Here is a 13,077-nt window from a genome sequence, read left to right on the forward strand (position 1 = left end):
AAATATATACAGCTTTAAATAACATCAGACTCCCATAGGGATAAATACCTGCAAGGCTTCTTCAATCACAATGAGGGCACTGAAAAACTACCAGTTGAAAAAGGGCTTATGAATTTTTTATTCCATAAGCCCTTTTCTTTGTGATATTCGCAGTCGCTTGAGTTTTATTTTGCAATTAGACGATTCTAAGAGTCCTTATCTGCCGTTTTTTCTCGATATTTAATAAGACATTTTAGACAAGGACTTTTTCAGTGCCCTCATCACAATGAGGAAGCCTTTTATCATATCAAACAATGAATACTGATGCTTCAAGAAAATCCATTACAAGTTAATCTTGATCCGAACCGGCCCCTTAATGTGATCAACATCTACCGGTATTCCTTTTTGTGTGATCACCACTTTTCCTTCACGGTGTAGCGCTATTGCAATATCCCGAACCTCTTCCATATGCTTACGCCAATCATCAGGAAAAAGCATACGGGCAATTTCTGAAGGGCAGGTACTCTTATCAACTCCACGCTCATTTGCAGTGGCTAAAATGGTTTCCGATATTTCTGTGCGAACGGGCATAAGGCTATAACAATTAATTGGTGCCATTGCTTTAAATTTCATATTTTATTTTACAGATCATGAAATATTTATGAAGCATAAATATTGATAAAGATTTAAAAAATTCCATCCTCTTGTAGAAAAAACCCGATGCTGTATGGCAAATTATAATCAGCAAAAATAAAGGCAAACCTGCTCCATATTAAAAAAGCTACGTACAAAACATAAAGGAGTTTGAATCCCATTTTTATCTAGAAAAAAAATAAATATATTGGCTCAAACAAAATCTTTCTCTGTTAATGACCAGAATATTAATTTTAGAAGATGACGTCGATATTTTAAACGTCATGAACACGATTCTTAAAGAATTTTATGAAATACTACCCATATCTGATCCGCAGGATTGGAAACAACATGTGGTAAAATTTAAGCCCGACATCGCCATTGTTGATGTTGATTTGGGCAAAATAGATGGAATAAATATTTGCCGATCGCTAAAATCTGATTCACAAACCTCACACATCAAACTTGTGGTCACCAGCGCTTTTGTAATTCAGCCCGAGCGCCTGAAAGAATATTGTGATGCCTTTTTAGAAAAACCCTTTGAAATCGACAATTTCTTGGAAATAATTGAAGATGTTCAAACAAAATAAGGATTAGATGGTTATAACAACATCATCCACCTATGATGATCACATACTTTGGTTAGTTTGGTTAAAAAGCCCTCATTATTTGATGGCTTTTTTTGTTAGCACCTTTTTATAAACATTTAATAGCATTGAATACTTATAAGGAATAATTCAACTTATTGCCTTAATCAAATTTATTTTAATTGTATCCTAGCCTGCAATAAAGTTAGATTCGGGAATGGGCCTCATCCAATCATAACTTATGCTTGTTGTTATTTTACTAATTTTTAGTTGATAGCCAAAAATCTTTAGCAACCTAAATTTGTTCCGCTAATTTGTGATTAATAACCTGTTCTCGAACCACCTCGAATCTTGTGTTTGAAAGAATATGCAGGACAGAATTTCTGTGAGCATGACGATAGAAAGGATATTAATACGATTGCCAGTAGAATTTTTTTCATGATTTAAACGGGTGTAATTTTAAACTGCAACAAAGTTGTCAATTTGAGCCATGAATAAAAATAGCCTTTTGGTACTATGGATTTTATGCATAGGCACTCCACAATTTACATCACATCAAAACTTCTAAGCAATAAATGATCAAAACTTTTAAGCCGATTAGGAAGTTTTAATCTATAAAAAATCAATCACATGGCTGTAGATAAAAATTTAAAGGAAAAATTTGATCAGGGTGTTCTGGAATCGATATGGAGCGAAAATGGAGAATTAAGCTACTTACTCAAAGATGGCCTAGATGTCGAAGAATATGCAATAATCATCAAACAAGTTTTGGAATCCGAAAAAGAGATCGCACACGATTTCTCGGGTACAGTAAGCAACGAAAGCAGAACACACACGGCTAAATTCGATTACAAATCTGGCTGGTTTCTCGAAGGTCTTGCCGATGGAGAAATCCAATAAATGCTACCCGAATTAATTAGACACTTCGATAACTGCTGCAAATCCACCATTCCTGCTGAGCTTAATGGGAATGGTCGAATTGGAATTTACTTTTAGTTTGCTCTTTCTATAATCCATGCCCTGACGGTTAGCATTAATCCCATCTGCAAATGAAGTCATTTCATAAGATTTATCCTTTAAAAGGAAATCCATATCAAGGTTAAACGATCTCGATTGGCTGTTGGTGATGCCACCAATAAACCATTTGTTACCTTTTCGTTTGGCTACAACAGCCACTTCTCCGGCCACGGCTATCAATGCTTTAGTCTCATCCCAGGTAACCGGCACCTGGGTAATGAAATCTGTACACTCCTGATTTTTATAATATAATGTCGGGTTATCGCAAAGCATTTGCACACCACTTTCAAACAATACAAATAACGCAAGCTGATAAGCACGTGTACCTACACTTGCAGCATTTGGCCTTTTACCACCAAATACTTCTGGTTGCATATTAATCATGGCGCCAGGGGTAAAATCCATTGGTCCGGCTACATTCCTCATAAAAGGCAGGTAAATGGAATTGTCTGGTACGCAGCCTTCCATTTGCTCCATACCCCTCACCCCTTCGTACGAAATCACATTTGGATACTTTTGCTCCAATCCTTTCGGACTAAAAGAACCATGGAAATCAACCAGGATCTGATACTTTGCGGCTTCCCTGGCCACCCGTTCATAATAGTTCACCATCCACTGATCGTTTCTATCCATGAAATCAATCTTAACGCCTTTTATGCCCCATTCCGAAAATCGTTTAAATAGATCCATGTTTTGCTCTACCGTAAGCCAGGTGAGCCATAAAATAATATCAACTTTTTTTTCCTTGCCATACCGAATCAGTTCGGGCAAGTCTACTTTTTTATTTGGGGTGTAGGGATCATGAACGCTCTCTGCCCAGCCTTCATCCATAATGATATAAGGTATCGCGTTTTTAGATGCAAAATCAATGTAATACTTGTACGTTTCTAAGTTATACCCTGAAACAAAATTTACATCTTCGCCGTATGGCGATGCTGCATTCCACCACTCCCAGCTTACTTTCCCTGGTTTAATCCAACCTGTATTTTTGATTTCCGATGCCGGTGCAAGCTTAATAGGCAGTGTGCTTTCTAATAATTCTTTATCATCTTTCGAAACGATAAAGTATCTCCATGGATAAGTTCTTTTCGCATCAGTAAGGGCAATATAATCAGCCTCTTTGGTTATTCTCATAAATCGGTCGCCTTCTTGCTTATCCTCAAGCGCTACTTTGGAAAATGAAAAGTTTACTTCCGAGCCATTTCCCTTTAAAAATAAACAAGGATAATCCCGAACATCTGTTTCGCCAAAAAGTACTTTATATCCTTTTTTCGTATCAATCAACGCCGGCAGTGTAGCCAGCTGATTTGATGCTCTCCATTTTTGAGTATCCAAATGGATATAATTGGTTTCGTAATTCGAGGTAAAATCTTTGGCGGGCTGTACATGCAAGAGGTAGTTATCGGCTAGGTTTAGGTTAGCCGCCTCGTTAACAACCTTCACTTTTTCATTTTTCCTGCTCTTGAAATGGGTAACAATACGATAGGCGGCGCCTTCATTGTATGCTCTAAATTCTATGCTGTAACCATTATCAAGTTGAATTAACAACATGTTGCACTGGTCTTTTATAGTAGAAAACTTCATAGGTACAACAGGATTGAATGTTCGCGAGAGCTGCGAAATCTTACTGCTGCTTATCTTCATCTGCCTGGCTGAAAGCTTTCCCTCTACTTCAAACCTTAAACTAGCTTTTTCAATCATCGGAACATTGTCGCGGTAAATACTGTAATAAATCCGGTCAGAAACAGTTACACTTACTTTAACCGAACCATCGGGCGAGGTCAATTCTGCAGCATGCAGGCCAAGATTTCCAAGGGCAACAAAAAACAAAAACAGTAAAAAGTTTCTCATATGTATTTTAATATCATAACCAATAGATTCATAATCCCTTAGCAAATTCAGTATGTTCTTGAATACACCGTCCGAAATATAATATCAATGATAAGATTCGCCAGGCATTAAAGCAACCGCAAATCCGCAAGATTCAGGCTTCCAACATAAAAGTTACGCCTAACCAGTGCATCAAAAACAAATCTGTGTTGCAAAAAAAAGAAGCGCTATTATAAATCTACCTCTTCCCCATTTAAAGGAATGCTAAAATATCCAGTTGAGTAAAACCATGGCAATAGCAGCGCTAAGGGTACTTAAAAAGTTCACCGCATCGTTTCCCAATAAACCCTTGCGCTCCAATAAGGCGCCAAGTACCGAATCCATCAGATTTCCAATGGTCCCTGCTACAACTATCCAGAAAAAAGAAACATCAAATCCAAATCCCAAACCATAGATTAAAGCAATGAAACAACTGCCGCACATTCCAATTAATGTACCTTCCAAACTAATTACACCATCCATTCCACAACGATCGGCCTTCAGGGTTAAAATATTAAAGAAACGTTTGCCATATATCATGCCCAGTTCCGACGCCAGGGTATCTGCAGTTGCTGATGAAAACCCAGTGGCCATAACCAGCAACATCAAACCAGTCCATTCGGGATAAAATAGGATCACCAGGGCCGAAAAGCCCGAAATACCTGCATTGGCCAATACCTGGCCAGCCCTCCGCCCCCCTTTGCCTTCAGCCATTGAAACGAATATTTTTTTATATCCCCTTTTCCAGGAGGTGGCAACGGATCCCAATACAAAAAAACCAGTCATCATCATCAAGCCCGTAAACCCGGCAGCCGAAGCAATAAGCGATGCGAGCAATCCACCCGTACAGGCGGCTAATACGGTCAATTTTTTCGCCAAAATACTGTACGCCATTCCGGTTACAATGATGATGACCAACCAAATATCAAATTCCCGAATGGCTATAGTATCGAACACGATTCAAATTTAAACTTTCCATGCTAACATCAGTTATTTTTTGTCCTTCTATTTGCTGAATCATTCTCGAAAAAAATGATTTGCAAGGCGATTATAAAAACACTCCTATTTAGTTTAAGTATTGTTTTTTTGACGGATGTGTAATAGATTAGAGAAAACTAACCAACAAAACAATGGAAAAAATTAATTTAATCTCGGGTTGCCTGATGCTGTTATCCAGCTTTGGCCTTCTTGTATTCCTTTGTCGCCCAAACAGCAAGGAAACCGATTAGAATTTGGGCCGGTTAAGTTTACGTAATCGGCCCAAACAACAACCTTTAGGTAACAACTATTCTTGCTGATCCTATTCAAATCCAGAACAGAGAACCTCAATTTAATGGAAGGTATTTTCGACTAAAGCGATAAAATCATGGCTTGTTCAAACAGAGTCGATAAAAGTTTCAGGTATGGAAAGGGGTTGCCTGCTTTTATCCAAAACATGCATCACATTTACGGCCTGTAAACTGTTTCCTACAAAGCTTATCTCAAATTGAACCATTTCAAACCGTTTAAATATGGCCAATGGATCTTCGTTGTGAAAACTAATTTTTTGCTTGTTGGTATCCTTAATGAAACCAAACCCTGCTGTTTTGTTGTATGATATGACTACGCCCCTTCTCATGAGATTATATAATTAAGTTGTTTACGGGGCGATTAATATTAAAACCGTATTTATACCTAAAAAGTTTTACAGCAGGCATGAAAAATAACACATTAAGTAAATCCTGGTTGATGAAAGGACAAGAAACAATTCGGATAATATCTGAAGCTCACTTTAATCAAAACACCACTTGATGAATTAAAATTGTGTGTTGAGCGAAATCCTGAAAACCGATATTAAAGTTCTTTTCTGGTACGCCTGGTCAGCTATTAGCCCATAATCAAAAGTTGTTTCAACCTTTTTACTAAAGCGGTAACCAAGAGAAACATAAGGTCTGTTTTGATCAAAAAGATGACCATTAACCTCTTTTTGGTTTAAAATATTTAAGAATAGTTCATTTTGTAGTCCGGCATATAAACCTGAAGTAAATTCCTGATCAGCAATTAACGGAAAAACTGCAGAAACGAAACCTCTCGTCCTCATACTAAACGCATTACCTGATTCCTGTAAAAAGCGCTCTTCCAGGCGCCCCCTCAATTGAAATTCTATGCGCTTAATTTTAAACTCGTATTGGTATTGTTGATAAATCCGATGTTCATAAGTGTATGCCTCATCTTCCATCGATTCGCCCTTGTAGGCATAACCAATGGCCAGGCTATGAAATTTATCAAAGTTGTAAGCTAAAGCGCTCCTCAATAGCAATGTTTGAAATTGCCCAAGTTTCTCCTCCGAGCGGCCTTGCGCATCAAACAAAAGATCAAATTTTTCATTAAGCTGCTGCCCGTGCGACCAGAAGAACCAATATTGCTTTGTTTTGTCTTGTGCGAATGCCAAGGTCTGCAACGCAAAAACGGCTATAATGAGTAAGACTACTTTTTTTATTTTCATTGATAAGCCAACATCCGTTTTTTAATAAGGTTTGAAGTTTATGCAGATCTACGTATTCTAAATTTAAGCAAAACTGCTATTCAATTTTTCTTGTTGATAGGGAAAATCCCACTATGAAAAACAGAAATTTATACCGAACAACCTTATTCATTAGCATGATGACGGCCACAGTTGCGCAGGCCCAAAGGGGTATTCCACCAAAAGAGGTAACCAGATCCGTATCAGTTACCAAATACGCCCAGATAATGGAATTTAAGCCCGAGATGCTAAAACTATTAAAAACGCCTCCGGGTTGGCAGGTTACCCTCGCAGCTTCCGGCCTGGGAAAACCTCGCATGCTTTACACCAGTCCTACCGGAAAAGTATATGTAACACGTAGAGATGGTGGCGATGTACTGATGTTAGATGATGCAAATAAAGATTATAAGTTTGAAAATTTAATCACTGTTCTATCCAATTTCAAGGGCGTTCATGGCATCACCATGAAAGATAACTGGATGTACCTCTGCAACAGCAACGAAGTTCGTCGTTATCCGGTAAAGCCTGATGGCACACTAAATGTTTATGCAGCAGAAACTATAGTTAAAGATTTACCTGATGGAGGCCAGCATCCAAACCGTACTATGGACTTCGGTCCGGATGGAATGTTATACATCAGTGTTGGCTCGCTTTGTAACGATTGTAAGGAAAGCGATAAGGAAACGGCTACAATGCTTCAGGTCGATCCAAAAACATGGGGCAGGAAAATTTATGCCAGCGGATTACGCAATACCATTGGCTTCGATTGGCATCCGCAAACCAAAGAACTTTGGGGCATAGATAATGGCGGCGATACGAAAGGAAGTAACTGGCCACCCGAAGAAGTCAATCACATTATCCAGGGTGCTGATTATGGTTTTCCTTATGCTTACGGAAAACAGGAAGTGGATAAAAGCCGGGAAGATCCTGCAGGAAATACCAAGGAAGCCGTTGTTAAAAATACCCAGCCCTCAACACTGGAACTTACTGCCCACATGGCACCGATTGGTTTTACATTTTTTCGGGGTGCATCAAATATCCCGGCCGAATGGGCTGGTGATGGTTTAGTAGCCTGGCATGGTTCATGGAATGCCGAAAAACCTGTCGGATTTAAAGTGCAGCGCATCCATTTCGAAAATGGCATAGCCGTAAAAGCGGAAGATTTTTTAACTGGATTTCTGCAGGGCGAATCGCGTTTCGGTCGTCCCGCTGGAATTACCGTTACCCAAGAAGGTGTTATTTACATTTCTGATGATGCAGCTGGAAATATTTATGCCATTAAAAAAACCAATTAATTATGAAAACATTAACATATATCACCTTATCGATTGTCTGTATAGCAACTATAGCTGCAGCAGTACCAGAACCTTCTCCAAGAATCGAATTTGATGCACTCGAAAGCTACCCCGAAGGAATAGCATTTGATCCGGCAGCAAATGTATATTATGTATCGTCTGCCCGTTTGGGTAACATTGGCAAAGTAAGTGCTCAGGGGAATTATAGCATATTACATGGCGATACCACCTTAAAATCGACTTATGGTTTAAAAATCCACCCGGATGGCAAAATACTTTATGCTTGTGTAAGTGATGCCAATTACAGTAAATATACAAATCCGGCTACCAGAATGAAGATGGCAAGGTTAATTGCCATTGATATTTCATCTGGAAAAAAAATAAGTGATGTAGATTTATCGGGTCTTCTGCCAGGCAAGCATTTTGCCAATGATATTGCTTTCGATAGCCAAAAGAATAGTTATGTTACAGATAGCTATGCAGGGGCAATTTATAAAATAACACCGGGCGGTATTGCATCAGTTTTTGCGAAAGATGAAAATTTCAAAACCGAAGGTGTTGGCTTGAATGGAATAGTTTATCATCCTGATGGTTATCTAATTGTAGATAATAGTGCTAAAGGTCAATTATTTAAAGTAATGCTGAATAACCCAAAAATGGTGAATAAAATCGCTATTGATCAATATTTTTTAGGAGCAGATGGATTGTTGCTGAACGACAAAAACAACCTCACAATGGTTGTAAATGGTGGTAGCGATAAGATATATAAGCTAACAAGTGGCGATAATTGGGCAACTGCTAAAGTAAGTGCATCTACTACTTCCACAGATCGTTTTACCTATCCATCAACGGCTACCATGAATGGCAAAGACATCTGGATTATGAATGCTCAGTTCAATCAATTGTTAGACAGCAATTCAGTACCCGTTAAAAAGTTTGCTATCCAAAAAGCAATTTTTAAACCGGTAATGCCTTAAATCAAAAATGTCAAATCCAGATGTGATGGATTTTGACATTTTCTTATTCATTATAAAAGGCTTTAAAGTCTTTTTAGTTTTTGGTATGTTGGCAATATAAAAAAAGATATTTTATACGGCCGTTTTTATTTCTGCCTTTCTTTGTGCAGGTTATATGTCTCATGGATCTGTTCATCAATTCTAAGTAACCGAAGAATAACATTAGCTGGCACAGGTTCATCTATGTTCCATTTCCAGAATAAAGTATCAGGTACATGTTCAAAATTAATCACTTGATTTCCCGACCGTAATTTCCAATAAAACACGGTACTACTGATTACCTGTTTCTCTTCAATATAAAATGTTTTCTTTTCAATATCTGCAATGGTAACCTTGTCAGTATCAATTGGCGAAAGTTTCATGGTTCGTTCATGACGATTAGCTTTCAATCCTTTAGGAACATAAAGCGCCGCAATTAGCGAGATGGGCAAAATTATAATCGCTAATAAAATTACAAGATGTTTGGTTTTCATTTTAAGAGATCAACGTTTTAATAATATCCCCAAAATTCCGCAGAACCTAAACCTTTATCAATAGCTCAAAAAGACTATTTTACTTAGTCTCAACCTTAAATTTGCTTTGAATGAGTTGATTTTCTTGAGTTAGTGCTACGTTAAATTCCAGAATTTAATTCAAACGTAATGATTTACCTGCCCATGCTTTTGGATCAACTTTATCAGATGTATTTTGAATAATGTACCTGTTCTCATTTTCTTTAAGGCATGTTAACTCCAATTATTGATGGAAGAAGCTAGGGTTTTTGGGTATGCAGTATCTTATCAATTTGTTTGAGCAACATCCTGATCTCTCGTTTGGTGAGGTCCATTAATTTAGCTTCATTACTATATAAGTTTTGGAGAAACTGCCTGAAAATGGTAAGGTATTGCGCAGAATGCTTATCCATTGCAATTAAAGTTGCTTTGATGATTTCGCTACCCACTTCCAGGCCCTCTTCAATCTGGTTTGATGCAAAATTTAATTCACTAAACAACGTTTGCTCAGCATTGGCTATCTTCAAATTATACATATGCTTTTTTAGATATAAACTTCCCATAATCATGCCAGTTGAATAGTCTGGGCAGCATAATGAGATAATTATGACTATAAAGCAAATTAATATTTATCTGTAAATTACTGTTCTGAAAGAAACGCTGCATAGTGCTGATAACCAACAAATTGCGAAAGGCAATCGCACACAAACAAGGAGTAACCATTCATTGGTTTTAAACCGAATACACCTCTAATAGTGTGTTCAGAAAGATAATTTTTATCCTGAATAAATATGCTGTGAGAAATTTCCTTGCAATCTTGAACGGTTATTTCATTAATTCCGCATTTTAAAAGAACCAACTTTTTCAGATCATCATGAATATTAGCTACCATAATAAATTTGCTCAGTTAATACTAAAATATGTTAATTAAGATGTGATGCTTGCTTTCAAAAAATAGCTATGAATGAAATAAAACTAATTAGTTTCAGCTATTAAAAATCTTTGAATAAAAGCACCAATAATAATTAATGGAAGCACGCCATTAAAATTTCTCCGGCATAAATAGTCTCTTCCATCAATACCCTAACTACAAACATTTTTAAGTGGATAATGGTTTGCTGTCATTTGTTAAAACAATTGAGCAGGTACTCCGTTATTAGATCATGGCATTTAAAGCAGCAATAACAGTAGGCATAACAATTGGCCTGATATCATTTTTTGGCATTCGAAAAATTATAAATGATCGTAGGTCTACTTATTAGAGAATTACATGTAGTTTATCGGTTATAACTAAATTTTGAATGCGATAGCATTATCAATTTAGGCGTTTGAATTGATTACTTTCCGATACAAAACTTCGTAAAAATATTCTTCAACAAATCATCGGTGGTTACGGTACCGGTAATTTCACCTAAATAATGTAGCGCCTGTTTAATATCCATGGCTAAAAAATCTGAAGTCACTGGATTATCTACATTATCCAAAACCCGCTGTAGAGCATTTTCAGTTTGTTTCAACGCTTCTACATGACGGATATTGGTAACCAATGTTTCACTGGTGTTGATATGATGCAGGTTAACCTGCTCCAATAAAGTTGTTTTAAGTTCGTCAATACCTTGTTTTTCCTTGGCCGAGATAAACACCACATTCATATTACCGAAAGCTTTCCGCTGTTCAGTATCAATCAAATCAGCCTTGTTAACCAAAACCAGATAAGGTATTTCCAGTTGTACCAAACCCCTCACCTGCTCTTCTATTTCAGCAACGCTTTGAGAGGCATCTGCCATGTAAATAATCAGCTTGGCCTGCTTCATCTTTTCCAAAGTGCGCTCCACACCCAAGGCCTCAATAATATCAGCAGTATCGCGAATACCAGCAGTATCAATAAACCGAAAAACAATACCACCAATGGTCAGTTCATCTTCAATCGTATCTCGTGTAGTACCGGCAATATCCGAAACAATGGCACGTTCCTCGTTTAACAATGCATTAAGCAAGGTAGATTTACCCACATTCGGCTTACCAGCAATTACAATCGGCACACCATTTTTGATCACATTACCCATCTCAAATGAAGATATCAAACGGCGTAAAACGTGATTAATTTTATGAACCAAATGGGTCAACTGCTCACGGTTGGCAAACTCAACATCTTCTTCAGCAAAATCAAGTTCAAGCTCAATCATCGACGCAAAATGGATCAACTGCTCCCGCAAAGCCTTAAGTTCTGTTGCAAAACCTCCACGCATTTGCTGCATCGCTACATCATGCGATGCTTTAGAATTTGACGCAATTAAATCGGCCACGGCTTCTGCCTGACTTAAATCAAATGCACCATTTAGAAATGCCCTCAAGGTAAATTCACCAGGCTTTGCTGCCCTTGCACCCTTGCTGATTAAAAGATTAATGATCTGCTGAATGATATAGTTAGATCCGTGACAGGAAATCTCTACCACATTTTCTTTGGTGTACGATTTTGGCGCAACAAATAATCCAGCCACTACCTCATCAACAATATGCTCACCATCTTTAACCAATCCAAAATGAAGGGTATGCGAAGCCTGTTGCTCCAGATCTTTCCCCGCGAATATCGCATTGGCGAGTGAGATAGCATCAGGGCCCGACAGGCGGATCACGCCAATAGCACCTGAACCAGACGGTGTAGATAATGCAACTATGGTATCTTGATTATTCATGTATATGTTTCGTGCCGCAAAAATAAAGCAATTTGAATGTTATATCGTGAGGATTAGGTAATTTTTTTACCATGGTGAAAATCAAATCCACTCAAAAAATATTGCGCTTACTTATCTGCTGAATATCTGCTACATGTACATGATCATTGATGACTAATTAAACAAATTCATTCCCAAAGCAAAAAGCACCTACTCATTACAGCAGATGCTTTTTATTATGATAATCATCCGATGAATAGCTGCAACATGCACATATTCATCGGATGACTAAATCAACATTTCTCACGCTCATTCACAACTTTTCTTCACGTAGGCTGTACTAAAAACACACAAACTCAAATGTCATTATATTCCTCCTATGTTTACAAAGTAATAAATTTGTAGATATAATTGAGAAAGAATGAGAGCACATATATTCCAAATAGCTTATTAGCATATTGTATTTAAGAAATTGCCTCATTCTTTTCTATCTTTTCGAGTTTGAACAGAATGTAAGGAATTGTGCACTGCGCTATATCCAGAATATCCAAAAGGAGAAAAAACGAAGGGAGATTCATCAATTATAAAGCTAAACTTTAACTGATGAAAAAAGTATTAAAACAGGTACTGGGTGTAGATGTAGCTCAAAAAGAGCTTGTTGTTACCCTTGGCAGAACAATGGATGATTTTTCTATCGAACTTTATGCACACAAGGTTTTTAGAAATAGCGAAACAGGCATAAAGGCACTGCTTGATTGGGCTGTTAAATTAACCGACAGCAGCATTAAAGTCCGGTATGTAATGGAGGCAACGGGTGTCTACCATCAGAAATTCGCCTATCACCTGGATGAAAATGGCTATGATGTAAGTATCATACTTCCAAATAAGATTAGTAATTATATGCGCACATTGGACAACAAGACCATTACCGACAAAACATGCTCTATGGCTATTGCCCAGTTCGGACTGGAAAGAAAGCTTGATAATTGGCACAGGCCAAAAAACATATATA

General features: G+C 37.6%; 15 protein-coding genes. 5 read left to right on the forward strand and 10 right to left on the reverse strand.

Features of this window, described 5'->3' with window-relative positions:
- Positions 1-321: 321 nt before the first annotated feature.
- Positions 322-612: a DUF3253 domain-containing protein gene (locus tag LUA91_RS15155; protein ID WP_231426933.1), complete on the reverse strand. Its 291-nt coding sequence runs from the start codon at positions 610-612 to the stop codon at positions 322-324.
- 236 nt (positions 613-848) lie between these two features.
- Here LUA91_RS15155 and LUA91_RS15160 point away from each other — a divergent pair, with 236 nt between their 5' ends.
- On the forward strand, positions 849-1,202 hold the full coding sequence (locus LUA91_RS15160) for a response regulator (RefSeq protein ID WP_231426935.1): 354 nt from the start codon (positions 849-851) through the stop codon (positions 1,200-1,202).
- A gap of 317 nt (positions 1,203-1,519) precedes the next feature.
- Here the strand turns inward: LUA91_RS15160 and LUA91_RS20790 are convergent, their stop codons facing one another.
- Positions 1,520-1,639, reverse strand: coding sequence for a lipoprotein (locus tag LUA91_RS20790; RefSeq protein WP_370633646.1), 120 nt, complete (start codon positions 1,637-1,639; stop codon positions 1,520-1,522).
- Between the two features lie 190 nt (positions 1,640-1,829).
- On the opposite strand from LUA91_RS20790, the gene LUA91_RS15165 reads away from it, so the two are divergent.
- On the forward strand, positions 1,830-2,099 hold the full coding sequence (locus tag LUA91_RS15165) for a hypothetical protein (protein WP_231426936.1): 270 nt from the start codon (positions 1,830-1,832) through the stop codon (positions 2,097-2,099).
- Between the two features lie 12 nt (positions 2,100-2,111).
- Here LUA91_RS15165 and LUA91_RS15170 read toward each other — a convergent pair whose 3' ends face one another.
- The 4 genes from LUA91_RS15170 to LUA91_RS15185 form a co-directional block, all read right to left on the reverse strand.
- Positions 2,112-4,067, reverse strand: a complete 1,956-nt coding sequence (locus LUA91_RS15170) for a glycoside hydrolase family 97 protein (RefSeq protein ID WP_231426937.1) — start codon at positions 4,065-4,067, stop codon at positions 2,112-2,114.
- Positions 4,068-4,310: 243 nt separating this feature from the next.
- Complete coding sequence (locus tag LUA91_RS15175) at positions 4,311-5,042, reverse strand: DUF92 domain-containing protein (RefSeq protein WP_231426938.1); 732 nt, start codon at positions 5,040-5,042, stop codon at positions 4,311-4,313.
- Between the two features lie 418 nt (positions 5,043-5,460).
- On the reverse strand, positions 5,461-5,703 hold the full coding sequence (locus tag LUA91_RS15180) for a cold shock domain-containing protein (RefSeq protein WP_231426939.1): 243 nt from the start codon (positions 5,701-5,703) through the stop codon (positions 5,461-5,463).
- Positions 5,704-5,880: 177 nt separating this feature from the next.
- Positions 5,881-6,570, reverse strand: a complete 690-nt coding sequence (locus LUA91_RS15185) for a DUF2490 domain-containing protein (RefSeq protein ID WP_231426940.1) — start codon at positions 6,568-6,570, stop codon at positions 5,881-5,883.
- 113 nt (positions 6,571-6,683) lie between these two features.
- On the opposite strand from LUA91_RS15185, the gene LUA91_RS15190 reads away from it, so the two are divergent.
- Complete coding sequence (locus LUA91_RS15190; RefSeq protein WP_231426941.1) at positions 6,684-7,883, forward strand: sorbosone dehydrogenase family protein; 1,200 nt, start codon at positions 6,684-6,686, stop codon at positions 7,881-7,883.
- 2 nt (positions 7,884-7,885) lie between these two features.
- Positions 7,886-8,860: a gluconolaconase gene (locus tag LUA91_RS15195; RefSeq protein WP_231426942.1), complete on the forward strand. Its 975-nt coding sequence runs from the start codon at positions 7,886-7,888 to the stop codon at positions 8,858-8,860.
- A gap of 125 nt (positions 8,861-8,985) precedes the next feature.
- Here the strand turns inward: LUA91_RS15195 and LUA91_RS15200 are convergent, their stop codons facing one another.
- The 4 genes from LUA91_RS15200 to mnmE all read right to left on the reverse strand — a co-directional run bounded on the left by LUA91_RS15200 (position 8,986) and on the right by mnmE (position 12,086).
- Entirely contained in the window at positions 8,986-9,372 is a 387-nt protein-coding gene (locus tag LUA91_RS15200; protein ID WP_231426944.1) for a hypothetical protein, read from the reverse strand.
- 278 nt (positions 9,373-9,650) lie between these two features.
- The gene (locus LUA91_RS15205; RefSeq protein WP_231426946.1) at positions 9,651-9,953 is read right to left on the reverse strand and encodes a hypothetical protein; all 303 of its coding nucleotides are present in this window, start codon (positions 9,951-9,953) and stop codon (positions 9,651-9,653) included.
- 77 nt (positions 9,954-10,030) lie between these two features.
- On the reverse strand, positions 10,031-10,282 hold the full coding sequence (locus LUA91_RS15210; RefSeq protein WP_231426952.1) for a hypothetical protein: 252 nt from the start codon (positions 10,280-10,282) through the stop codon (positions 10,031-10,033).
- A 445-nt stretch (positions 10,283-10,727) separates the two neighbouring features.
- The gene (gene mnmE / locus LUA91_RS15215) at positions 10,728-12,086 is read right to left on the reverse strand and encodes a tRNA uridine-5-carboxymethylaminomethyl(34) synthesis GTPase MnmE (protein ID WP_231426953.1); all 1,359 of its coding nucleotides are present in this window, start codon (positions 12,084-12,086) and stop codon (positions 10,728-10,730) included.
- Positions 12,087-12,668: 582 nt separating this feature from the next.
- Here mnmE and LUA91_RS15220 point away from each other — a divergent pair.
- Positions 12,669-13,077, forward strand: a 409-nt coding sequence (locus tag LUA91_RS15220) for a transposase (protein WP_231426954.1), incomplete at its 3' end; no start/stop codon positions are given.

The organism is Pedobacter sp. Leaf250 (genome assembly GCF_920984735.1).
GTDB lineage: Bacteria > Bacteroidota > Bacteroidia > Sphingobacteriales > Sphingobacteriaceae > Pedobacter.